The sequence below is a fragment of the Oceanobacillus picturae genome (genome assembly GCF_000612865.1).
Classification (GTDB): domain Bacteria; phylum Bacillota; class Bacilli; order Bacillales; family Amphibacillaceae; genus Oceanobacillus_B; species Oceanobacillus_B jordanicus.
Genome location: NZ_CCAX010000002.1, coordinates 449373 through 473179, shown reverse-complemented (window position 1 = coordinate 473179; position 23807 = coordinate 449373). Strand labels below are relative to the sequence as shown.

Here is a 23807-nt window from a genome sequence, read left to right as displayed (position 1 = left end):
TATCGACCTTAAAACTTTCCTATTTTCCTGAGAGAGGAAAATTAACCCCCTTTCTGAGCATTTTTTTGCTAGAAAGGGGGTTAATCGAGTTCATGTGACTATTTTCTTATAATTAAAACATTTCGGATGTGGTTTTTCCTTGCATGTGGTGAATTAGGTAATCAGGCCCACCTGCTTTGGAGTCTGTACCGGACATGTTAAATCCACCAAATGGCTGATAACCAACAATTGCTGCTGTACATCCACGGTTAAAGTAAAGGTTTCCCACATGGAAATCCTGACGGGCTTGTTCTTGATGCTCACGGTTATTTGTGATAACAGCACCTGTTAAGCCATAATCTGTATTGTTAGCAATTTCGATTGCTTCATCAAAATCCTTTGCCTTTGTTAAACCAACTACAGGTCCAAAGATTTCTTCCTGCATGATGCGTGCATTTGGTTTAAGATCTGCGAATACAGTAGGATTAACGAACCATCCCTTGCTATCATCGCCAGTTCCCCCGACAAGTAGCTCGCCTTCTTTTTTACCAATTTCAATGTAATCTAGAATTTTATCATATGCTCCCTGATCGATAACAGGTCCCATAAAGTGTGAGTTATCATATGGATCTCCAGCAGAAAGTTCTTTAGTTAGAGAAGCGACACGATCTTTTACCTCATCGTAGACATCCTGATGAATAACGGCGCGAGAACATGCAGAACATTTTTGGCCAGAGAAGCCAAATGCTGATTGCACGATAGATTGTGCGGCAAGCTCAAGGTCTGCCTCTTTATCTACTACAATCGTATCTTTTCCACCCATTTCAATAATGGTACGTTTTAGCCATTTTTGGCCATCTTGCACTTTGGCAGCACGTTCAAAAATACGTGTACCAACATCTCGGGAGCCCGTGAAGCTGACAAAACGTGTACGTGGGTGATCAACAAGATAGTCACCGACTTCACTTCCTGGACCAGGAATAAAGTTAATCACACCAGCTGGCAAGCCAGCCTCTTCTAATACTTCCATTAATTTATAAGCGATTACTGGTGTAGCACTTGCCGGTTTTAATAATACCGTGTTTCCAGTTACCATCGCAGCAACAGTTGTTCCTGCCATGATAGCGAATAGGAAGTTCCACGGGGAAATTACGACACCCACACCAAGTGGAATATAATTATATTGGTTAAATTCTATAGGACGGCTATTAATTTTCACGCCATCTTTTAATTCTAGCATTTGACGGCCATAATATTCCATGAAGTCAATAGCTTCTGCAGTATCAGCGTCAGCTTCTTTCCATGGCTTTCCGCCTTCTTTTACTAGATGTGCAGTAAATTCATGCTTACGGCGACGAACTATAGCCGCTGCACGGAAAAGAATATCTGCACGGAGTTTAGGATCAGATTTTCTCCATGTTTCAAATGTTTTATCAGCAGTTTGCATTGCTTTCTCAGCAAGCTCTTTATTTGCTTTGGACACATATCCAATTACTTCTTCTCTGTTGGCTGGATTAACAGATACAATCTTGTCATCTGTTGTAATACGCTCTCCGCCAATTACTAGTGGATATTCTTTACCTAGATCGGCTTCCACCTTTTTTAAAGCCTCAAGCATCTGCTGTCTGTTTTCTTCTACGGTGAAATCTGTAAAAGGTTCATGTTTGTAAGGTACTACCATATTAAAACCTCCTAAAAATTATCCTATTCTACCTATTGATTGCGTTTTCACAAAAAATCTATTAAAAAAACACAAAAAATAAGGAGTGGCGCATGTCCACCCCTTATTTTACCCCATTTATTGTCAGACTTCAACGAATCTTTTTTCTTAATGGAAAATACGAACGGTTGGTGTATCGGATCCAGCCTCACGATAGATGGTACTTTCTACTTTATCGCTTGAGGTGATCATCAACTCGAGATCATAATAATCCTCAAACATATCCTGCACAAGCCCATACGCATATTGACTAAACCCTATTACCTCGGCTTTTCCGTAAAACTCAATAGGAATCTCAATTGTCAGCTTCTTTAATTCATCATTTATATAGAAGCCTTCTCCTATAATACCTACATAGTTAGGAAAGTAATTAGCAATCTCATTACCAAAGCTGGTTACTAATTCATGATCATCAAAGTATTCTTTCTTACCTTCATCTGATGGGAATAAAATATGTTGCTCATCTATGTTATCCCAATCGCTCAACGATGTTTCTCCACCGGCTACATTCATTTTTGCGACATAATTCCCTGGAATTGGGGAGCTATGTTCCTGCTCGCTGTATACTGCTAGCATGATCGGAACATTTTCAAGCCCTTCCATATTACGGATACGATTGACTACTTTCTCTGCAATGGCTGTGGCCTGCTTCATCATCTCACTATTGGAAATATCTTTATAGTAATATGGACCACCTGTTTCCGTTTGATAACGATAGACCGATTTCATTGCAAGTCCGATAGAAATCCCCTTTAAATTAACGGTATTATCTTCATTCTTTGTCAAAAAGTTTTGTTCTAGAATATGGGAAAGATATCTAGGATTGGCTTCCTGATCCTCTTTACTATTTTCATTTTCAATTGGTGGGTTTAAACCTAATTGGAAATCACGGCGGATATTCTCCTCATTTACCGTCATTTTATTTTCCTCTAAATAGTCTATTCTATCTGCTACAGCTTCTTCTAATTGACTTTCGGTCAATTCCCTGCCTAACCAATCATAAACTGTATCTTCATCTAAATACTGTCCTTCTTGAAAGAAGTACTTGCTCGGATCATACACTTCTTTGGAGTGCCTCCGCAATCCTTCTTCCATTTCATCAATATCCATACGGTTTGCTACCTGGTTTACAATAACGCCCCTTGCCTTGCTAGGCTCGTATGGAAGTATCATTTTATAGTTTTCATCTGAAAGCTGGTAGCTCGGTACAATCGATGTTTCTTGTTGCGTATCCTCTTCTTGCACGACTTCTTCATTGGTATCCGGTGAACATGCCGTAATAAGTAGAAGTGCGCCCAGCAGACATATGGTCCATTTTTTCATTTCCTTACACTCCCCTATTTCTCAAGAGCAGTCTCTAATTCCTGCTCATCCCATATTGTGATGCCAAGCTTCTGTGCTTTGTCATACTTCGACCCAGCATCTTCACCGGCGATTAGAATATCCGTTTTTTTACTAACACTTCCTGTTACCGATCCGCCTTTTGCCTCAATTTGTTCTTTTGCTTCCGTCCGAGTGAATTTTTCCATTTTCCCAGTAAGAACTACCGTTTTTCCTGCAAATATCGAATCTTCATCTGCCTCTGGACGTTTCGGCCCGTTATACTCCATATTAATACCAAGCTCTCGAAGCTCGTCGAGTAGAGTAATTACCTTTTCCTCTTGGAAATATTGAACGATCGAATCAGCCATTTTATCGCCAATTTCGTCTACAGCGATCAAATCTTCATAGCTTGCTTGTTGAATATTCTTCATTGTTTCAAATTCTGTAGCAAGCGTTTTGGCTGCTTTAGAACCAACAAATCGTATCCCAAGACCGAATAATAGCTTTTCAAGTGAATTATCCTTTGATACCTCAATTGCCTGAAGCAAATTGTCAACAGACTTCTCGCCCATTCGTTCGAGTTCAAGTAATTCTTCACGTTTTAAGCGGTAGATATCCGCGATGGTTTTTACTAAGTTTTCTTGGAAAAGCTGGATGATTACCTTTTCTCCAAGTCCATCAATGTTCATCGCATTGCGGGAGACAAAATGAATGAGCCCTTCCTTCAGTTGAGCAGGGCAATTGGGGTTAATGCAGCGCAAGGCCACTTCCTCTTCCAGTCGCACTAACTCACTTCCGCATGCTGGACATTCTGTTGGCATGTGAAATTCTTCTTCCTCACCTGTACGCTTTTCAGTAAGTACACGCACTACTTTGGGAATAATATCGCCAGCTTTTTTGATTACCACCGTATCTCCTATACGAATATCCTGTTCACGGATCAGGTCTTCGTTATGCAAGGAAGCTCTTTTCACAGTAGTACCAGCTACTTTAACAGCCTCCAGGATGGCGGTAGGTGTTACTACACCTGTTCGTCCTACACTCAATTCTATGTCTGTTAACCTCGTTACAGCTTCTTCTGCCGGGAATTTATACGCAATGGCCCATCGAGGGCTTTTTGCTGTATAACCAAGCTCTTCTTGCTGATCAAGATTATCAACCTTCACGACAATCCCGTCTATTTCATAATTCAAATTGGGACGCTCGTTTGTCCAGTATTCAACATACTCGAGCACTTCCTCAATGGTTTCGCATTTTCTCCATTCAGGATTTGTTTTAAATCCAAGTTTGCTTAGCGCTTCGAGTCTATCACTATGACTTGTCAGGTTACTGTTATTCCACTCCCCAACACCATACAAAAAGATATCAAGGTTACGCTTAGCAGCAATTTTTGGATCTAATTGTCTTAGTGATCCTGCTGCCGCATTGCGTGGGTTGGCGAATGGCTCTTCCTCTTTCTCTTCCCTTGCTTCATTCAAAGCTAGGAATGATTTATGGGGCATATAGGCTTCTCCACGTACTTCCAGATTTTCTTTTTCCTTTATCGTTAAAGGAATGCTCCGGATCGTTCTTAAATTGCTTGTGATATTTTCACCTATTGACCCATCTCCACGCGTAGCGCCAAGGATGAACTTTCCATTCTCATAAGTAAGGGAAATGGCGAGTCCATCAATTTTCAGTTCACAGACAAAGCTGACAGGCTCATCTGTTCCCTGCGCTGCTCTCTTAGCAAAGTCGCGCAAATCTTGTTCATTAAATGCATTTCCGAGGCTGAGCATCGGCACTTTATGTTCTACCTTTTGAAAAGCTTCCAGTGGTTCTCCGCCTACCCTTTGAGTAGGCGAATCCTTGGTAACAAGTTCAGGAAATTCTTCTTCTAGTTTGCGTAATTCCTGGAGTTTTTGATCATACTCCACATCTGGAACACTCGGTTTATCCAACACATAATACTCATAACCATATTGATTTAATACTTCTCGTAATGCTTCAATTTCTTTCTGTGCTTGCTGTTGATCCATCCAAGCACCTCCTATTGTTTCGTAATTGGGGCAAATTTAGCTAGGACTCGCTTAATTCCAGTTGGTGCAGGAAAAGCAATATCCAGTTCCATTGCTTCGCCTTCACCTTGAACTTTAACGACAGTCCCAGTCCCCCATTTTTTGTGATTTGCTTTGTCTCCTGGTCCCCATGTTTCGCTTTCGGCACCCGTTGTTTTCTGCATGCGCTCCGCTTTCCGTTTTAATGGTGCAGGCTTATCTTTTGGTTGGCCGAGAGGGCTACCAAACATAGACGACTTCGCTTGCTCAATGCCTTCAATTAATTCTTCCGGTATTTCACCGATGAAACGGCTAATTGGGTTCATGTTCGTACGACCATATAAGGTACGCATTTTTGCATGTGTCAGATAAAGCTGCTGTTCAGCTCTCGTAATCCCTACATAGGCGAGTCTGCGCTCTTCTTCCATCTCATCGTTATCAAACATGGAACGACTATGTGGGAAGACATTTTCCTCCATCCCTATCAAGAAGACGACAGGGAATTCTAATCCTTTGGCCGCATGCAAGGTCATTAAGGTTATCTTTTCCTCATTATCCGGATCTTCCTCATCAACACGATCAATATCTGCAATTAGAGCAAGATCTGTAAGAAACGCGACCAATGTTTTATCTTCTGCAGTTGCTTCAAAGTCTTTTGTTACTGTCATAAATTCTTCTAAGTTTTCCAGGCGGCTTTGTGACTCAATGGTACGCTCGTTTTTCAGCATTTCTTCATAGCCTGTCCGTTCGAGGACTGCTTCAACCATATCTGTAGCCGTTAGAAATTCCTGTTGCTGGGAAAGCGATTGGATGAGCTGGCCAAACTGCGCTAAAGCATTGGCTGCCTTCTTGGAAACCCCGGTGAAATCTACCTCTTTTACCGCTTCGTTAAAGGAGATATCATGCGTAGCAGCGTGCTCACGCAAACGGTCGATAGATGTTTTTCCAATGCCCCGCTTCGGTACATTTACTACCCGCTCAAAGCTCAAATCATCATCAGGATTTGTAATAAGGCGCAAATAGGCGACCATATCTTTAATTTCTTTTCGCTCGTAGAACTTTGTGCCTCCAACCATTTGATAGGAAATATTGGATTTCATTAACGTATCCTCGACCGCACGAGACTGTGCATTGGTACGATATAAAATTGCCACATCCCCCGGCGAGAAACCTTCGCGACGGGTCAGCTCTTGAATTTTATCTGTAATAAATAGGGCTTCTTCCTGCTCTGTTGCACCTTGGAAGTAGTGTATGTTTTTCCCGTCTGGATTTTCCGTCCAAAGATTCTTTGGCTTTCGGCCAGAGTTGTTTTCAATCACTTTATTAGCAGCAGATAAAATTGATTTAGTCGAACGGTAATTTTGCTCTAAGAAAACGGTCCGTGATGTTGGATAGTCCTTTTCAAAGGATAAGATGTTTGAAATATCTGCGCCACGCCAGCGATAAATCGACTGATCGGAATCCCCCACTACACAAAGGTTTTGGAACCGACTCGCAAGTTGCTTAACGAGGAAATATTGCGCATGGTTTGTATCTTGGTACTCATCGACATGAATGTATTGAAATCTGCGTTGATAATATTCCAAGACTTCAGGAACACGTTTGAATAAATGAATCGTCTGCATGATCAAGTCATCAAAATCTAGAGATTGATTCTTTTTCAGTATCTTTTCATATGATTCATAAATTTGTCCGACTTGTCGATCAAAGAAATTACCAACATTCTTATTGTATTCAGCTGCAGTTATTAGTTCGTTCTTAGCTGCACTAATTTGTCCCAGCATCGCGCGGGGATCAAATTTCTTTGGATCAATGTTCAGGTTTTTTAGAATCTGTTTGATTACAGATAGCTGGTCCCCACTGTCCAAAATACTAAAATTACGGTTATAGCCGATCCGATCGATGTCTCTGCGGAGAATACGTACACACATAGAGTGGAATGTGGATACCCACATATACTCACTTTCCGGGCCAACTAGTTTGCGGACACGATCCTTCATCTCTCTTGCAGCTTTGTTGGTAAAGGTAATCGCAAGCACATTGCGAGCTGCTACTTCTTTCTCACCAAGTAGGTAAGCAATTCGATGTGTAAGCACGCGGGTTTTACCACTCCCCGCACCTGCCATGATTAGCAAGGGACCTTCTGTATGTTTCACTGCCTCTTGCTGTTCTTTATTTAATCCTTTTAATAAGTCATCCATCGTCTGACTCATACTTCCACCGCCTAACTCAATTATCTTTTATTGCTTTTACTGTTTTTATTGCTTTTTTGATGTCTGTATATATAATATTGCCGACAATAATCACATCAGCATTCTCTTTCATGTCTCGTGCCTGTTGCACCGTCTCAATTCCTCCACCGTAAAAAAGCTTCGTTTCATCAAGCTGTTGCTTCACTTTTTTCACAAGCTCGGGATCGCCATATTTGCCGCTGTACTCCATATAAAAAACCGGTAAGTGGAAGACTTTTTCCGCCATATATGCATATGCAATGACATCTTCTTCATCCGGCAAGTAACTGTTTGTATGGGTAAAAGCCTTGGCTTCCTCATTCAAAATGCAATATCCTTCAAACAAAATCTCACTATATTCCATCATGTCGACAAACTCTTTAATCGCTTGATGCTGGATATCCATCATCCATTTCTTCTCTTTTGAATTCAGAACCATAGGGATATAGTAATAATCAAATCCTGGGGTGATCGCGTCCATTGAGGAAATTTCTAAAATACATGGGACCGTATATCTGCGGACACGGGCAAGCAAATCAAGTACCCCGTCCAATGTGATGTCATCTGTTCCACCAACAATCACAGCGTCCGTTCCTGATTCACAAATCATTTCTAAATGTTCATCCGAGATTTCCTTGGCAGGGTCGAGTTTAAATATATGCTTCCATTCGTTCATTGTAGTATACAAATTGTTAATCCTCCATTAACTTAATCCATTACTTTATTATACCAAAAAAACCTAGCGGAATTTAGGGATAAGGGTGAAATTTTTTAGAAGGTGTCGTGGTGGTGTGATGAGGCTGGGTTTTGGATGGGTGTTGGCGTCTCTTTGCTGGAGCGGTGCGTCTGTTTTGGTGGGGGCTGCGTCTTTTTGCTGGATTGGTGCGTCTCTTTGTTGGAGCGGTGCGTCTATTTTGATGGGAGCTGCGTCTCTTTGCTGGATCGGTGCGTCTCTTTTGATGGGGGCTGCGCCTCTTTGCTGGATCGGTGCGTCTGTTTTGGTGGGGGCTGCGTCTCTTTTGATGGGGGCTGCGTCTCTTTGTTGGAGCGGTGCGTCTCTTTGTTGGAGCGGTGCGTCTGTTTTGATGGGAGCTGCGTCTTTTTGCTGGATTGGTGCGTCTCTTTTGGGGGGAGAGTTGCGTCTCTTTACTGGATTGGTGCGTCTGTTTTGGTGGGAGTTGCGTCTCTTTACGAAGGCGACACGCGACTTTGTGAGGGCAACACGCGACTTCGCGAGAGCGGCACGCGACTTCGTGAGAGTGACACGTGAATTCGTGACAGCCTCACGCGACTTTGCGAGGGCCGCACGCAACTTTCGTGACAGCCCACGCGACTTTATGAAAACGCCACGCGAGAGCCTCACGCTTCACACTAATCTGTGAGGTTATAAAATTCCTTTGTATTCCTATATAACTGACGATAAACTTGCCCTTCATTGATCTTTTTTAAATAGGCTATTTTTTCCACGATGCGATGGAGCATGTAAGGATGAGTCAGACTGCCTTGAAATTCTCCTTCAAACGGCCATGGCCCGTCCGTCTCCACCATTATTTGCTCTAATGGATAAGCAGAAATCAATTGCTGAATTTCCGCTTCATACATGCAATCAGGTGTTATGGAAATATAATAGCCATTTTTAATCATTCGCTTCACTGTTTGCTTATCTCCCTTAAACCAGTGAAAGTGCGCCTTTTTCACCTGATATTTTTCCAGTAGATCACAAACAACAGGTGCATCCTCATACACAGCATGCAGCACAATAGGCTTATTAAGTTGGGCGGCTTTTCTGATAAACCGCTCCAAAAGATTAATGTAGGCGCTCAGGTCAAATGCAGGATTTTCCTTTCGCATATAATACGGTAAGCCAACCTCGCCGATTGCCACGAATCTATGTTGTGCTTGATCGATTAATTCCCATAGAGCGGCCTGTTCTTCCTCTGTTGGCAGTTCTTGCTCGGGATGGTAACCTATGGCCGGCTTTACCCGCCTGTCCTCTTTCCCTAACTCTAACAGCCTTTGAGCAGACTGCAAGTGGTTCGACACACAAATCAGCGCCTCCACATTCGCATCATCTAAATCTTGCAATATCCTTTGCTGCTCTTGTTTGGTATACATATCCAAATGAATATGGGCATCGATAACAGCTCGCATTATGCTTCACTCCGCAACTCATGGTAAATTTGTTTTTTCCAATCCAAAAATTCTTCCGTCAGAACGAGCTCTTCTCGACGGGGGCGCTCGAAAGGAATTGTAAACTCCCGCTTTACTGTAGCGGGGTTGCTGGATAGCACTAATACTCGATCAGATAAGAAAATGGCTTCCTCTATATTGTGGGTTACAAATAAAACGGATTTACGGTTTTCTTCCCAAATGGACAGCAGCCATTTTTGCATGTCGAGTCTTGTAAATTCATCTAGGGCAGAGAATGGTTCGTCCAGACAAATGAAAGGCTGTGGGCTGAGCAAGGATCTTACATAAGCAGCACGCTGTCGCATCCCACCTGACAATTGATGGGGGTAGGCATTCACATAATCTGCAAGACCTGCCCTCTCCAGCATGGCGCTTGCCCTTTCTTTATTAGGCTTTGCATGTAACTCTTCACCGAGAACGACATTATCGAGCACTGTACGCCATGGAAACAAAGAAGGGCTTTGTGGTGTATAGCTGATTTTCCCACGTTTTCCGTTAATGTTTTCTCCACCTAAATATAATTCGCCCTCATCCGGTGTATACAAGCCTCCAATTAAATGAAACAGTGTACTCTTCCCACTTCCAGAAGGCCCGAGCAAGGATACAAATTCACCTTCTCTTACTGAAAAGGAAACAGACTGAAGCACTTTTTTCTCCCCGAATGACTTGGATACTTTGCTTACTTTAAGTTCACTCATGATTTCGCCTCCTGACCGGCTCGTCCTTTAATGAAAAACTTTTCCAATGCAATAATGAAACTAAAAAATAGCAAACATAATAACATGATGAAAAATATCGCTACAAATACCCGGTCTGTTCTAAAAGAGGACTGTGCCAATGTCATATATACTCCGATGCCCTTGTTGGCACCTAACCATTCGGAAATAACTGCTCCCATTACACTGTAAGTAGCAGATATTTTTAATCCAGAAAACACAGCTGGCAACGCATGTGGCAATTCAAGCTTCGAAAAAACCTGCCGTTTTGATGCGCCTGCCATGTACATATAATGCTTCATTTCGGCATTTGTTTGGCGGAATCCATCCAAGGCCGCTACCGCAACCGGGAAGAAACAAACAAGGGTAATGATAAATAATTTCGGTAAGACGCCAAATCCAAACCATATAATTAACAATGGCGCCAGCACAATAATCGGGATATTCTGGGATAGGATAAGCAATGGATAAAACGCCTGACGTACACGGGGCATCAAATGTAATAAGACAGCAATAAGCAATCCTATACTTGTACCAATTACAAATCCTACTATTGATAGCTTTGTGGTTGAGACAAGATGATGTGCATAATTAGACCAGCTGCTTAACCCTTCTTCCATTATGGTGAATGGGGATGGCAGTAACCAGGCTGGAATAACAAACAAACGGCTGCTAGCTTCCCACAAAACAAGTAAAAGGATAACGACCAACACAGGACGCCATCCTTGTGCTACTATTTTCTTCATTTTTGTAAGAGGTCGGGACAGAACAAAAAGTTTTAATCAAATGACGGATGATAGCTAGAATAAGCGTAAGAAATATACGAAGACTCCTTGAAAATCAAAAAACGATTTTCTGCGTGCGATGCAATGCTGTCGAAGTCTTCCTTGTCCTATGGGAGGAAGGCCTAGGTGAGACCCCGGAATGCGTAGCATCCGGAGGCTCACCAGCCGCCCATGGAAAGCGGAGTATATTTCTGAAGCGGTTCTTCAAAGGTCATTCTTTCGGATTTATCTTTTACGTAAGTACTATTGTCCCAACCACTCCACCTCCATTCTTAGCGGTATTTTTCCGTTAACACGTCCATCGATGTTCCATCTGGTTTGTAAAAAACCTTCACTTGAGAAATTATGCTCGGACATCCAAGGCTGGCCATTTTTTCATTCATTTTTCCGATGATGGAAAATAATGCTGTTAGTTCCCCTTCCATTGTGGTCTCAAGCGGATTCACCTGATACTTAACACCTGACTGTTCAATTACATCAATAGCCGCATCAACATATGGAATACTATCTTCGCCGTTTTTAGTTTTCGGGATAATTTGTATACTTACTAACGCATTTGCCATTTATTCCTCACACTCCAATTCTATTTTTCTGGTAAAAATTCATTTGTATAGGCACTGTTGGCATCTAGTTCTTTTTCCAATAGTCCATTCTCATACATCCAATCTCCGTAATTCTGCCAAACCTTCTCGTCTTGTACTCCCCACTGAGTAGCATCATCTTGATATTTCGGGGAAATCCATTCCTGACTTGCTTTCACTAATTCTGGGTCTAAGTCAGGCACTGCCTCTATTAAGATATCAGCTGCTTTATCAGGTTTCTCGATTGCATACTCGTACCCCTTCGTCACTGCCTTCATAAATGATTGGATCGTTTCTGGATCGGATTCTATCAGCCTTTCATTCGTGGTGATAACCGGCGTATAGTAATCTAGCTTGTCACTATAATCGGTTAAATATTGCATATTCAATTCAACATCGCGGAGCTCTGCTTCCACTCCAGTCCATCCATAATAGATCCAGGCAAAATCAACATCTCTTTCGACAGCCGTGAAAAAGTCAGTATTTCCCATGTTTATAATAGTGACATCCTCTGCGCTGGCATCTTCCTGTTTCATCAATGAAGCAATTACTGCCTTCTCTACAGGTGCACCCCAGCCACCATATGTTTTTCCGGCGTAATCAGCAGGCGACGTAATTTCTTTATCCGCAGGGGAAGCAAAACCAGATGTATTATGCTGAATAATTGCAGCAAGTGAAACAATTGGGATGTCCTGAATACGTGCTTCGGTCACAGCTTCTTGTGCCCCTATCCCAAATTCTGCCTTTCCGGATGCCACCACCTGGTCTGCCCCTGATTCACCTGGCAAGGTGATCTCTACATCCAAACCTTGTTCTTCAAAATACCCTTCTGCTTGGGCAACATATAATCCTGTGTGGTTCGTATTCGGTGTCCAGTCGAGCACCATTGTCACTTTCTTTAAACTGCTGTCCTCTTGCTCATTTCCTGTTGCCTCTTGATTACAGCCTGCAATGATCAAGGTGAACAAGACAACCATACTAAGTAAAAGCTTTTTCATTCTTCCTTCCTCCTTTTTTTGTTATGACACATAATGCTGTTGTTTGGAGGAACATATTGTTTTCATGCACAAAAAAATGCGCTCAGGGCTCACCCAGGCGCATATATCGTCACATTCACTTCTATATGTTCCCTACGCTGGTTTAAGCCAGATCAGGTTCCAAGGGTCTATATCTTACGGATATGATCTCAACCAGCAACACTGGTCCCCCTACATCGAAACGTACTATTCAATTAACAACATTACATTCTTACTCTGCCATAGATTGTCACAAAATACAAGTTAGGTCTAGATGGATTACCCTTAAAATACTATTCATTTTCTTCAAGCTTACGAATTATTTCTTCAGATGACTGATTGATTTTATCCAGCTCTATATTGCTTGGAGAAGTACTGGAAAGGTTGTATTTTTCTTTTAGGAGTAAAATTCTCTCCACACTCTCATTGATTCTTTCTTCCTTAATAGTTCCACTTTCCACAGCCTTGGTTAAACTATGAACAGCTTTCAATTTATTTTCATCACCATGGCATACTAAAACAATATCATTTCCCGCTTGAACCGCTTTTACGGTAGCATCCCCTATATCATAGTTTTCTAAAATGGCTCCCATTGTCATATCGTCGGTTATAGCTACTCCGTTAAAGCGCAATTCTTCTCTTAACATAGTGGTGACCACATTCTTAGATAAGGAAGAGGGATATTCATTATCTATCTCGGGTAACAGTATATGTGCAACCATCGTCATATCAGCTTGGTGATCAATAGCTTTTTGGAATGGCACTAATTCCATTTCTCGGATGCTTTCCAAACTATTATGCACTACAGGTAAGTCCAAGTGGGAATCCATATCTGTATCTCCGTGGCCCGGAAAATGTTTGATGACGGGAATGATGCCTTTTGATTGGATACCCTTCATCTCTTCAACGCCCATATCCGAAACAATCTCCTTGTTATCACCAAAAGATCTCTTTCCGATAATAGGGTTATCTGGGTTACTATTAACATCCATAACAGGGGCCATAGTTACATTAAACCCGAATGCGTTTACCCTTTCTCCAATCGCTTCCCCAACTTGGTATGCAAGCTCTGTATTATTAAGATCACCAATCTCTTTACTGTCTGGTAAATTTACTATTTTGGGGGGCATTCTTGATACAACCCCACCTTCTTCGTCTACGGAAATAAAAAGAGGGATATCCTGAGAATCTGCGTTCAATTCCTTTAGTTCCCTGTTCAAATTTAATAATTGTTTTGAGTCGGTAATGTTCCTTTCAAACAAAATGACTCCGCCGATATGATTTTCTTGCATGAAATTCCTCGTTTGATCATTCACTTGGGTACCTTCAAACCCAATCATAAGCATCTGGCCAACTTTTTCTTCCATTGTCATAGAAGAAATCTTATCTTGAACTGCTTCTTTTAAAGCATCTACAGAGGATTCTTCGGAGTCCATTTCGTCTTCTTCTGTAGCATTATCTTGGGCACTGCTTTTGCCTTCGTCTTCCTTACCATCACCCTTATTGCCTTGCTCTGTTGGTTTTTCGTGTTCCACGCTGTTGTCTGTATTCTGGGAACACCCCACCAACGAGATGAAGAAAATCAGAGCTAAACAAAATCCTATCGCTTTCCATTTATTATTTTTTATTTCCATGATGTCCTCCCATGTATAGCGATGTAACCTTCTGTGTTTTTATATTCTTTAGTATAAACAAAGAGATGTTGGGCTATGACCCAGCATCTCTTTGTTTGTTACTTCTCTTCATCGGTAAGTCGGTCTAAAACCATCTTATATCCTTCGCTACCATAATTAATACATCTACGCACACGCGATATGGTTGCAGTCGAAGCATTGGTTTCCTGTTCAATTACCGTGTAGGTACGGCCTTCCGTTAGCATTTTTGCCACTTGTAGCCGTTGGGAGATGGCATGGATCTCCGACATAGTCGCAATATCATCAAAAAAGCGGTAGCACTCTTCCCGGTCCTTTAGTGTAAGAATTGCATCGAACAATTGATCGAGCTGTTCTCCTCGTAGTTTATCTATTTGCACAAACAAGCCCTCCTGCTTCTAATTAGTTATGTTGACGGACTCGGTTAATCCAGGATTGGTAGGAATAACATTGATCCAAGTTTTCCCTGGGACAAAGCCCACTATATCTCCATCCTTTACAGGAACAATTCTTCCTTCTCTATTCTCCCATTGCAATTGTTGTACTTTTCCTTTTTGCAAAAGGTATGCATTTCCGCCCGATTCCATGTCGACGGCCCTCCGTCCAGCATCATCAATCACTTCATGTGGGGTTTCCACTATAAATACATTTGCTGCCTGTATAGGCTCTTCTGTGTTCAGTTCTACTGTTTGTTCACGGTCATTATAGCGTGTGTACACTTCATCGCTTGCACTATAGTCATATTCGACAATTTCCATTGGTTGATCGGAATAAACAATTTCTACATGCTGGGCTGGGTCACCAGCAATCTCTTTATCGCTTTTCACAAAAGTAAGCGGCTCAATATCAGCAGTGGTCTCATAGCCTTTACTTTTGGCCACGTCATATACAGCCCCAAGCTGTAAATAGGAATTGTGTGGCGCATTACGGAATGATTCTCGCTTGAACAAGTTTCCATCATTATCATATAGGGATCCATTTAAATGTTCAATTCCTCTGTTCATAATCATATCATTAACAAAATTTGCTGCCCCGTGATAAACATAAAGCGCGTTATAGTCATTGGCCAAATTAAAATAATATTCCCGTGCACTTCTTACAGGGCCAACAACATCCGGCATTTCACTTTGAAACATAGCAAGAAAACGTGTTATCTGTCCCTCAGCTAATATTTCAAACACAAGATCTGCTTTAGACAATCCGGTTTGCGGCCTTGCTTTGGAATGATTATTCACCATCACACCGACAATGCGATTATTAGTAGGTTCGTCTATTGCCACTCCTGTCAAAGGAGCTACGATTTCTTCCGACTCCGACACATCCGGTTGGTCTGTCTTCTCCTGCATATCTATATCCTTCGTTTCATTGTTCTCCGCTTCTTGTTTCTCGGAGCAACCAACCAACAAGATGAATGCGAAGAGCAGCATCCATACGATTTTCTTCATTTTCTCACAACACCCTTGTTAACATAGATTTTACTCCATTATACGCTAACACATGGTCGCTGGGAATAGCACTGCTTTTTTCTTCACGTCCACAATCCCCTGTTGTGTTATCCGAATGTGAGGAAGGTGTGTTGAAGATAAGAAAAATATCGAGTAAACCGGGTCTGAAAAAGGATAACCATATTCTACTAATATCGTTTTAAGCTGCTTTTCCTTCTCTATTAAGTCCCGCATATTTCCATCATACATAGTGCCCGATAGTGTGAGTGGGATTTCCAGTAAAATTTCCCCATCATGGACGATGACAATTCCTCCACCTAATTCCTTTAATCGATTGCCTGCTAAGATAATATCGGCTTTACTTTTTCCAATAAAGATGAAGTCACCTGTCGTAGAATAAGAGCTTGCCATACCGCCAAGACGATCTGTGAAACCACGTATGGTCGTATTGACGCGCCATTTCCCTTTACGATCTAGTAGGAGTAGGAAAGCATCCTTCTTCGTTTCTGGTAACTGTTCTGTTGCAATGTCTGTATCAATCGCATACGGTTTTATAATGACATCATTCACCATATCAAGTCCGATAGGCACAGAAAACTGCAATTCATTTTCTGTAAGCTCCCAATCATAGGTTAGTTTCCCTATCCCATATTCTTCCCAATTCACTACATTGGAAATCTCTTTTGGGCTATGATCTTTTACAATCCACTGTCCTTTAGCCAAAACACTTTCAGGGTGCGGATTATCCTTATCTGAAAGAATATTGATATTGGCAATTCGACCTGGTGCAATGCTTCCAAGTTGTTCCTCTAAGCTAAGATGTTTTGCTGCATTATAGCTTGCCATCATATAAGCTTCCTCAATTGGAACGCCTTTTTCTATCGCAATCTCAATACATACGTTCATCATGCCGTCTTCATAGAATCCTGGCGTAGCTCCATCCGTGGTCATTGTAAGATTGTCATAGCTTTTTAGATTCATAGCCAGCAGTTCCTCAAGCAACTTCGGCAAATCTGGTCGAATAGATGAATAGCGTAGTCCTACCTGATAACCAAGGCGCAACCTACTAATAACGTCCTCACCTGTCATGGATTCATGATCTGCATTTACACCCAATAGCTTCATCTTTGTTAATGTTTTTTCAGACGCTCCAGGCAAATGCCCTTCTACTGGCTTGCCTTGTCGTTTTGTTTCCTGTATCCAATGCAGAAGCCGATCGTCCCCTGCTAGTAAATCAGGCCATGAGGTCAGCTCTCCCCCCTGAACAACAGCTGGGTGCTTTATCCATGAAAGGATCTCCTGTGTATTAAAAAGTTGTGTATCATCTTTCAATTCGGTTTGCGCATCAAAGCGTGCCCACCAATACATGGAGACAGGATGCTTTTGTAGTTCATTTAATAAAGAAAACGCTTTCTTTTTCTTCAATAACAATAACCATAAAATGTTATCATTTACTAGTGTTGTAGTTCCTGTTTTTGCTACATGATTCGCGAGCTGTTCAGGGTTATATAATTGGAACGGGTGGGCATGTGGCTCGATATATCCTGGAACAAGATACTTCCCTGCACAATCCATTGTTTCTATATCCTCCGTATTAGCAGGAAGCTTTTCCCCTACATAGACAATGCGATCATCAACAATCCAAATGTTTGCTGAGATCCACTCTTTCGTATACGCATTTAAATAAACAGCATTCGTTAAAAGCAGGTCAGGCTTATCCAATCCATCAATCACGCTGACATGCTTTCTCAGTTCACGGTTTCTCCAGTAATAACCATTCTCTAACATAGACAACGCTCCAATACTTCTTTTTCTTTATTTTACCATACATAACACTTTAACACTGTAAAGTTACCGTTAAATTGGTATGTCCATTTTGTGAATTGATTTGGTGTGGTGCGTCGGGTGGGGCTATGGTTTCACTTTGTGGTGTTGTGGTTTCACTTTCGGGTGCTGTGGTTTCACTTTTGGGTGTTGTGGTTTCACTTTGTGGTACTATGGTTTCACTTTTGGGTGCTGTGGTTTCACTTTTGGGTGTTGTGGTTTCACTTTGCGGTGCTGTGGTTTCACTTTTGGGTGCTGTGGTATCACTAGCACTATTTAAATGGATCCATGACATCGTCGTAATCTTATAATTATATTGAGAAAAATCTAAAAGTGGTAATACAATATGGTAAAATATAGTTAAAAACATCTAATAATATGCTCTTCATCTAACAACTTAGTAATTTGATTAATGGGTATGTGCTTAGAAACTTAAGGTGGCTAATCAAAATGGTATTTGATTTTGGAAATTCTGCTATTGTTTTACCCCCTCTCCACATTACGGTTATTGCTATCATCGTCATTTTCTTATTAGTAAGGTGGAGTAAACAATTAGAATCCAAACGTTCTAGAGTGTTTTTTTACTTTCTAATTAGCACTTACATTACTCCAATTTATTCTCAAGTTACTGAAGAGGGTATATTTGAACTATGGACCCCCTTAGGCTTTATAGCCGTTATCCTATACTTGTTTCTTAACAAAAGAAGCCACCCTGCAAAATTGAAAGCAAGTATTTTAGGGTTTTGCATAGCAATTTATCAGTTAATCCTCCAATATTTCGGTTAGTTTTATTAATGAATTGTAAACCTTATGTTGCTCCTATCTTATTGATTCAGTTGATTGTAATTTGGGAGAAGATAACTGAACTTAGAAGCTCTATGGAAGAAAGAAAGACCAGATTTTTAAACAAATAATTCTAAGAAGGAGTCCAGATGACGCAAGAACCAAAAAAGTTTCATGTTAAAAATTTACGTTACACTGTAAGGTCTGCTCAAGAAAAGGATGCTAAAAGCTTGTCTGAACTGCGACTCCAGATTGATGGGGAAACAGAGAATTTGGATAGAGAAACAGGCGAAGCTTACATAGATGCAATAGGCTTTAAACAAATTATTTCAGAGGATACAAGGAGTGCCAGTAACCTATTTTTAGTTGTAGAAGTTAATGAGAAGATTGTAGGATTTTCCAGGTGTGAAGGAATCAAATTAAAAAGAACTTCTCATAAGGTAGAATTCGGAGTCTGTGTATTAAGAGACTACTGGGGTTACGGTATAGGAAAAAATCTCTTAGGAGAGTCAGTTCGTTGGGCTGACTCGAATGATATTAAAAAGATGACTTTACATGTGCTTGAAACAAATGATAAAGCCATAACTCTGTATAAAAAATATGGTTTTGAAGTGGAAGGTTTTTTAAAAAAGGACAAATTTCTGTCTGATGGTAATTACTATAATACTATTGTGATGGGACGATTTAAGCACGAAGACACCAGTTGTTGAACTTAAGGTGAGTCCAAATTAAAAGATCATTGTATCGCAATATAATTCCTAGAGAGGTGTCCTAATTTGAGATTAAAAGAAATAGCAAGTCTGTTTATGATAAAAGAAACACAAGGAAACATGGATGGTGTTGGTGACAAGATAGAAGATAACGAAACTCTTTTAGAATGTATCATTCGTGTAGTAAAAGAAAGGAGGAAAATAAATGAGAAAAGTAATTGCGTTTTTGTACATATCTCTATCAGTATTGTTTTTATTGAGTGGGTGTAATTCAAATGATGCAGATGCAAATGAAAATATTTTTAAATTTAAGGATTCATTTGTTGGTGATAATAGCGCAGTAGGAAACATTGCCAATCAATTACCAGGTTCTAAGCATTTAAACGGTTTTGAACTTAAAACAAATGAAGAACCATATGGCATTATCCTAAACTACGATTGGACAGACTCTCCAGAAGAATACAGAGAAACAGTAATATACAATGCTACATTTTTATTTACATTAGTACAAAACGTTGAGTGGATAACCTTTAATTCAGATATAAGTGAATATACTATCACGAAAGATAATCTACAAGAGTGGTATGGCAAAGAATTTAGTAATGTTCAAAACGAAGATGAACTAAGAGAAATTGTACTAGAATTTTCGGAAGACGAAAATAAAGTTAAGCAGTTATTAAAATAATGGGTAGAGAGTTAAGCAAAAAGGAGGGAGTATTATCCTTATTCCTAATGATATACGAACATCTGGAGCTTATGTTTTATATAAAGGTTTATTTGTATTTCAAGTCGGACCAACCAAAGATGGTTACAAACTTGGGATAGTCAGATTGGGAGGACATAGAGAAGATAATGAAACAGCGTTGGATACAGCAAAACGTGAGGTTTACGAAGAATCGCAGATCAATATTACTCCCTTTCATTCAGATACAACATTTTACCTTAGCAAGTGGAATGGAGTACCAAATAAAGTTACAGTAAACGAACCAATTGCCCCAATCCTTATTAAAGGCAATGAAAAATCGGCTTACACAGTAATGTACCTTTCTACTACTTCAACTAGGCCAACACCATCTTCTGAATCAAAAGGGTTATTATTACTCTCCCCAGAGAACGTACAACTTCTCTGCCAAAAAAGACTGTCTTTACATAGGTATCAAAAGCTACATGGAATATCTATTTTAACTCCAGAGATAGATACAAAATTAATATTACAACCGTTCCCTCAACTATTATTTCTTTCACGATTATTAAAAGAAGAAACAGAGCTGATGGAACGCTTTATTAATACATCCTTATAGATTTAACGGAGGCTAAGAAAGGGGTAGTCTGGTTGGAACAAGTATGGGAGAGACTGATGAACGCCAAAGGTTACTTACTAGAAGGAATTTTTGCAAACTTGTTTCATACAACCCTTTATAATAAAGAAATTATCCTTCACGTAACTGAACCAATATTATACATTCGGAAAAACACCGACAAAAAATACTGGAAAATAGGCTGGACTGAGGACGACGCAGGGGACGATTATTTGCTATCTGAGGAACAAGAAACACCAGAACCACTTGAATATGAACTAGAAGATCCACATCAACGACATACATATCAAAAACATATTATAAGTAGTTCGAGTTTTTCCATTGAGCATAATCTAATAAAAGAAGTAATTGGATACGGATCTATTTATAGTAATAGGGTAATTCTATCTGCTGTTGTATTAGAACTTGAGGATTCATTTCTTTCTATTGAGGCAGTTCCAGCAGTTGAAATGAGAGTTACAAATAAGGAACCTAAACATTTAGGTGACGTAATATTTTCTACAGATTAACCATGCAAATGTTAAAATTACCAAAAAAGCTTCGAGGACACCTAGATGCCCTCAAGCTTTTCCCTATTTCCCTATATCCGTTCTATAAAAATATTCCTTACCATTCTCGACTTGGTTGAGGGCTTCATACACCTTCTCACGAGCCAATTCAAAACTATTTTCTTTAGCCCCGACAAGCAGCACTCGACCGCCGTCAGATACAAGGTTGCCATCCACCAGTTTAGTACCTGCGTGTACGATATACGTATCCGCTTCATTCAATTCCGGAGTCTCTACTCCCTTGGCATAGGAGCCTGGATATCCTTGAGAGGCCAGAACTACCCCAACACATGCACTGTCATCCCACTCCAGTTCAGGATCTTTGCCATCCATTACATCAAGGATCACTTGGTCTAAATCATTTTTCAGCAGTGGTAAAACGACCTGCGTTTCCGGGTCACCGAATCGGGTATTAAATTCAATGACCTTTGGGCCGTCTTCTGTCATCATCAGCCCAGCGTAAAGAATGCCTGTAAAAGGTCGGTCTTCTTCCATCATGCCATCAGCCGTTTTTTGCAGGATTTCTTTCATTGCAAAATCAAGATGATCTTCGGTAACATCAGGAACTGGTGAAAAAGCACCCATCCCGCCTGTGTTTGGTCCTTCGTCATTATCAAATGCGCGCTTATGGTCACGAGCCGGTACCATTGGATAAACATTATGTTCATGAACAAATGCCATTAAAGAAAATTCTTTTCCGGATAAAAACTCTTCCACCACAATTTTTGCCCCGGCATCCGAGAAAGCTTTCTCTACTAGGATTTCGTCCACCGCAGCCAATGCTTGCTCTTTCGTTTCAGCTACGATAACCCCTTTACCAGCTGCCAATCCGTCCGCTTTGACCACAATGGGGGCGCCTTGTTTTTCAATATACTCTTTTGCCTTGTCGGCTGAGGTGAATGTAGCATAAGCCGCTGTTGGCACAGCATATTTGTTCATAAATTCTTTGGCAAAGCTTTTACTACCCTCAAGCAATGCTGCAGCTTTTTGTGGTGCAAACACCTGCAGGCCAGCTTCGATAAAACGGTTAGCAATCTCTTCATTCAGTGGGTTTTCCGGTCCAACTATCGTTAGATCAATCTGCTCTTCTTTAGCAAACGCAACAAGTGCCTCGATGTCCATTTCGTCAATTCCGACACACTCTGCCTGCTGCATTCCAGCATTGCCGGGAGCAGCATAAATTGTAGAAATACGCTCACTTTCCGCAAGCTTCATCACAATGCTGTGCTCGCGTCCACCGCGGCCGATTACGAGAATATTCATCCCTTCGCATCCCTTCCTTAATGTTTGAAATGGCGCATTCCTGTATAAACCATGGCAATGCCATGCTCATCACATACATCGATGGAGTCCTGGTCACGCTTTGAGCCACCTGGTTGAATAATTGCTGTTACGCCTGCTGCTACGGCTGCTTCCACCGTATCTCGCATTGGGAAAAATGCATCCGATGCGAGTACTGCTCCGTTAGCCTTGTCACCAGCTTGTGTGATTGCAATTTGAGCGGAACCGATCCGATTCATCTGACCAGCACCAACCCCAACTGTCTGGTTGTCTTTTGCTAAAACGATCGCGTTTGATTTCACATGCTTAACAGCTTTCCATGCAAACATTAAATTTGTAAGTTCTTTGTCGCTCGGCTGACGTTTTGTAGGGAATGTTAATGCGTCTTTTGCCACTTCCCCAGCATCATTGTCTTGTACAAGCATTCCACCTTTTACTGTTGTCAGCTTGTGGTAGCCGCTATCCCCATCTTGCATCGGAAGATCAAGTAGGCGGATGTTTTTCTTCTGTGTCAATATTTCCATTGCTTCGTCCGTAAAGCCTGGTGCAATTACAATCTCAAGGAAGATTTCGCTCAGCTGTTTAGCGGTCTCCGCGTCTACTTCGCTATTTACTGCGACAATGCCACCAAAAATGGAAATAGGATCTGCTTCATATGCTTTTGCAAATGCAGACGACAGGTTATCTGAAACGCCAATTCCACATGGGTTCATATGTTTTACTGCAACAGCAGTAGGCTCTTTGTATTCAGACAGGATTTCAAGTGCTGCATTGGCATCCTGAATATTGTTAAAGGAAAGTTCCTTGCCGTGTAATTGTGTTGCAGCAGCAAGGCTCCACCCTTTGTGAAGCGGGTTTTGGTAAAATGCCGCCTGCTGGTGCGGGTTTTCTCCATAACGAAGGGATTGTACCTTCTCATATGTAACAGTATATGTTTCAGGAAAAGCTTCTTCCGTTTCTTCAGAAAAATAACGCGCAATCATCGCATCATAATTTGCTGTGTGCTGGAAAACTTTAGCTGCTAGTTTTTTACGCTCTGCTTTCCCAAAAGAATCTGCACGTAGCCCTTCAATTACTGTTTCATAGTCAGAAGGATTTACAACCACTGCAACGTCTGCAAAATTCTTAGCCGCTGCCCGAAGCATTGTTGGACCACCAATATCAATGTTCTCAATAATTTCGTCACCTGATACGCCTTCTTTTTGTAACGTTTGTTTGAAAGGATATAGGTTTACAACAACCATATCAATTGGCGCAATGTTGTTTTCTTCTAACTGATTCATATGATCTGCATTAGAGCGTTTTGCCAGTAGTCCACCATGAATAAAGGGATGTAATGTTTTCACACGCCCACCCAAAATTTCTGGAAATCCAGTTACTTCATCCACTGCTTTCGCAGGAATGTCTGCTTCTTTTAATGCCTTTAACGTTCCTCCAGTTGATAGGATGTCGTAATCAAGGTCAACGAGCCCTTGAGCAAATGTGGTGATGTTTGTTTTATCGGAAACACTGATTAAAGCTTGTTTCTTCATTTTTTCCCCTCATTTCATTTTGGTTATATTATCCCGGTGCAACCGTCCGTAAAACTCCCACTTCAAACATGAAGTGAAACCGTGAAGTTTTAAGTGGGAGTAAACGGACGCTAACACCCCGATTCGTTCAACTAAC

The 23807-nt window shown here is 41.0% G+C and carries 21 protein-coding genes and 1 riboswitch; of the genes, 4 read left to right on the top strand and 17 right to left on the bottom strand.

Features of this window, described 5'->3' with window-relative positions:
• Positions 1-112: 112 nt before the first annotated feature.
• From pruA to BN988_RS13345, 15 genes are all read right to left on the bottom strand, one after another.
• A complete protein-coding gene (gene pruA, locus BN988_RS13420; protein WP_036577284.1) occupies positions 113-1660 on the bottom strand; it encodes an L-glutamate gamma-semialdehyde dehydrogenase in 1548 nt (515 codons plus the stop codon).
• A gap of 147 nt (positions 1661-1807) precedes the next feature.
• A complete protein-coding gene (locus BN988_RS13415; RefSeq protein ID WP_036577283.1) occupies positions 1808-3022 on the bottom strand; it encodes a CamS family sex pheromone protein in 1215 nt (404 codons plus the stop codon).
• Positions 3023-3036: 14 nt separating this feature from the next.
• Positions 3037-5040 (bottom strand): NAD-dependent DNA ligase LigA, encoded by a 2004-nt coding sequence (ligA, locus tag BN988_RS13410; protein WP_036577282.1) that lies wholly within the window; start codon positions 5038-5040, stop codon positions 3037-3039.
• A gap of 11 nt (positions 5041-5051) precedes the next feature.
• Positions 5052-7271: a DNA helicase PcrA gene (gene pcrA / locus BN988_RS13405; protein ID WP_036577281.1), complete on the bottom strand. Its 2220-nt coding sequence runs from the start codon at positions 7269-7271 to the stop codon at positions 5052-5054.
• 16 nt (positions 7272-7287) lie between these two features.
• On the bottom strand, positions 7288-7965 hold the full coding sequence (pcrB, locus tag BN988_RS13400; RefSeq protein ID WP_081779471.1) for a heptaprenylglyceryl phosphate synthase: 678 nt from the start codon (positions 7963-7965) through the stop codon (positions 7288-7290).
• Positions 7966-8660: 695 nt separating this feature from the next.
• The gene (locus BN988_RS13390) at positions 8661-9440 is read right to left on the bottom strand and encodes a TatD family hydrolase (protein WP_036577278.1); all 780 of its coding nucleotides are present in this window, start codon (positions 9438-9440) and stop codon (positions 8661-8663) included.
• Positions 9440-10177, bottom strand: a complete 738-nt coding sequence (locus BN988_RS13385) for an ABC transporter ATP-binding protein (protein WP_036577277.1) — start codon at positions 10175-10177, stop codon at positions 9440-9442. Before BN988_RS13385 ends, BN988_RS13390 begins: the two co-directional genes overlap by 1 nt.
• A complete protein-coding gene (locus BN988_RS13380) occupies positions 10174-10941 on the bottom strand; it encodes an ABC transporter permease (RefSeq protein ID WP_036577276.1) in 768 nt (255 codons plus the stop codon). Before BN988_RS13380 ends, BN988_RS13385 begins: the two co-directional genes overlap by 4 nt.
• Before the next feature lie 311 nt (positions 10942-11252).
• Entirely contained in the window at positions 11253-11543 is a 291-nt protein-coding gene (locus tag BN988_RS13375) for a thiamine-binding protein (RefSeq protein ID WP_036577275.1), read from the bottom strand.
• Positions 11544-11563: 20 nt separating this feature from the next.
• Positions 11564-12559 carry an ABC transporter substrate-binding protein gene (locus BN988_RS13370; protein ID WP_036577274.1) on the bottom strand — a complete coding sequence of 332 codons (996 nt, stop codon included), beginning with the start codon at positions 12557-12559 and terminating at the stop codon, positions 11564-11566.
• Positions 12560-12671: 112 nt separating this feature from the next.
• Positions 12672-12781, bottom strand: a riboswitch (TPP riboswitch).
• Positions 12782-12870: 89 nt separating this feature from the next.
• Entirely contained in the window at positions 12871-14211 is a 1341-nt protein-coding gene (gene nagZ / locus BN988_RS13365; RefSeq protein ID WP_051557942.1) for a beta-N-acetylhexosaminidase, read from the bottom strand.
• 98 nt (positions 14212-14309) lie between these two features.
• Positions 14310-14609, bottom strand: coding sequence for a YerC/YecD family TrpR-related protein (locus BN988_RS13360; protein ID WP_036577273.1), 300 nt, complete (start codon positions 14607-14609; stop codon positions 14310-14312).
• 18 nt (positions 14610-14627) lie between these two features.
• Positions 14628-15674, bottom strand: coding sequence for a DUF3048 domain-containing protein (locus BN988_RS13355; protein ID WP_036577272.1), 1047 nt, complete (start codon positions 15672-15674; stop codon positions 14628-14630).
• Between the two features lie 45 nt (positions 15675-15719).
• Positions 15720-17462 (bottom strand): adenine deaminase C-terminal domain-containing protein, encoded by a 1743-nt coding sequence (locus BN988_RS13350; RefSeq protein WP_036577271.1) that lies wholly within the window; start codon positions 17460-17462, stop codon positions 15720-15722.
• A gap of 49 nt (positions 17463-17511) precedes the next feature.
• The gene (locus BN988_RS13345; protein ID WP_036577270.1) at positions 17512-17868 is read right to left on the bottom strand and encodes a hypothetical protein; all 357 of its coding nucleotides are present in this window, start codon (positions 17866-17868) and stop codon (positions 17512-17514) included.
• A 562-nt stretch (positions 17869-18430) separates the two neighbouring features.
• On the opposite strand from BN988_RS13345, the gene BN988_RS13335 reads away from it, so the two are divergent.
• From BN988_RS13335 to BN988_RS13320, 4 genes are all read left to right on the top strand, one after another.
• Positions 18431-18991: a GNAT family N-acetyltransferase gene (locus BN988_RS13335; protein ID WP_036577268.1), complete on the top strand. Its 561-nt coding sequence runs from the start codon at positions 18431-18433 to the stop codon at positions 18989-18991.
• 205 nt (positions 18992-19196) lie between these two features.
• Positions 19197-19676 carry a DUF4825 domain-containing protein gene (locus BN988_RS13330; RefSeq protein ID WP_036577267.1) on the top strand — a complete coding sequence of 160 codons (480 nt, stop codon included), beginning with the start codon at positions 19197-19199 and terminating at the stop codon, positions 19674-19676.
• Between the two features lie 145 nt (positions 19677-19821).
• Positions 19822-20292, top strand: coding sequence for an NUDIX hydrolase (locus tag BN988_RS13325; RefSeq protein ID WP_231495241.1), 471 nt, complete (start codon positions 19822-19824; stop codon positions 20290-20292).
• Between the two features lie 32 nt (positions 20293-20324).
• Positions 20325-20819 carry a hypothetical protein gene (locus BN988_RS13320; RefSeq protein ID WP_231495240.1) on the top strand — a complete coding sequence of 165 codons (495 nt, stop codon included), beginning with the start codon at positions 20325-20327 and terminating at the stop codon, positions 20817-20819.
• A 63-nt stretch (positions 20820-20882) separates the two neighbouring features.
• Here the strand turns inward: BN988_RS13320 and purD are convergent, their stop codons facing one another.
• Positions 20883-22121 (bottom strand): phosphoribosylamine--glycine ligase, encoded by a 1239-nt coding sequence (gene purD, locus BN988_RS13315; protein ID WP_036577265.1) that lies wholly within the window; start codon positions 22119-22121, stop codon positions 20883-20885.
• A gap of 17 nt (positions 22122-22138) precedes the next feature.
• A complete protein-coding gene (purH, locus tag BN988_RS13310) occupies positions 22139-23671 on the bottom strand; it encodes a bifunctional phosphoribosylaminoimidazolecarboxamide formyltransferase/IMP cyclohydrolase (protein ID WP_036577264.1) in 1533 nt (510 codons plus the stop codon).
• Positions 23672-23807: the final 136 nt, after the last annotated feature.

Excerpts from the sequence above, each read along its gene's own strand:
- pruA (WP_036577284.1), bottom strand. The coding sequence starts at position 1,660 with ATGGTAGTACCTTACAAACATGAACCTTTTACAGATTTCACCGTAGAA.
- BN988_RS13415 (WP_036577283.1), bottom strand. The coding sequence starts at position 3,022 with ATGAAAAAATGGACCATATGTCTGCTGGGCGCACTTCTACTTATTACG.
- ligA (WP_036577282.1), bottom strand. The coding sequence starts at position 5,040 with ATGGATCAACAGCAAGCACAGAAAGAAATTGAAGCATTACGAGAAGTA.
- pcrA (WP_036577281.1), bottom strand. The coding sequence starts at position 7,271 with ATGAGTCAGACGATGGATGACTTATTAAAAGGATTAAATAAAGAACAG.
- pcrB (WP_081779471.1), bottom strand. The coding sequence starts at position 7,965 with ATGAACGAATGGAAGCATATATTTAAACTCGACCCTGCCAAGGAAATC.
- BN988_RS13390 (WP_036577278.1), bottom strand. The coding sequence starts at position 9,440 with ATGCGAGCTGTTATCGATGCCCATATTCATTTGGATATGTATACCAAA.
- BN988_RS13385 (WP_036577277.1), bottom strand. The coding sequence starts at position 10,177 with ATGAGTGAACTTAAAGTAAGCAAAGTATCCAAGTCATTCGGGGAGAAA.
- BN988_RS13380 (WP_036577276.1), bottom strand. The coding sequence starts at position 10,941 with ATGAAGAAAATAGTAGCACAAGGATGGCGTCCTGTGTTGGTCGTTATC.
- BN988_RS13375 (WP_036577275.1), bottom strand. The coding sequence starts at position 11,543 with ATGGCAAATGCGTTAGTAAGTATACAAATTATCCCGAAAACTAAAAAC.
- BN988_RS13370 (WP_036577274.1), bottom strand. The coding sequence starts at position 12,559 with ATGAAAAAGCTTTTACTTAGTATGGTTGTCTTGTTCACCTTGATCATT.
- nagZ (WP_051557942.1), bottom strand. The coding sequence starts at position 14,211 with ATGGAAATAAAAAATAATAAATGGAAAGCGATAGGATTTTGTTTAGCT.
- BN988_RS13355 (WP_036577272.1), bottom strand. The coding sequence starts at position 15,674 with ATGAAGAAAATCGTATGGATGCTGCTCTTCGCATTCATCTTGTTGGTT.
- BN988_RS13350 (WP_036577271.1), bottom strand. The coding sequence starts at position 17,462 with ATGTTAGAGAATGGTTATTACTGGAGAAACCGTGAACTGAGAAAGCAT.
- BN988_RS13345 (WP_036577270.1), bottom strand. The coding sequence starts at position 17,868 with ATGTTTTTAACTATATTTTACCATATTGTATTACCACTTTTAGATTTT.
- BN988_RS13335 (WP_036577268.1), top strand. The coding sequence starts at position 18,431 with ATGACGCAAGAACCAAAAAAGTTTCATGTTAAAAATTTACGTTACACT.
- BN988_RS13330 (WP_036577267.1), top strand. The coding sequence starts at position 19,197 with ATGAGAAAAGTAATTGCGTTTTTGTACATATCTCTATCAGTATTGTTT.
- purD (WP_036577265.1), bottom strand. The coding sequence starts at position 22,121 with ATGAATATTCTCGTAATCGGCCGCGGTGGACGCGAGCACAGCATTGTG.
- purH (WP_036577264.1), bottom strand. The coding sequence starts at position 23,671 with ATGAAGAAACAAGCTTTAATCAGTGTTTCCGATAAAACAAACATCACC.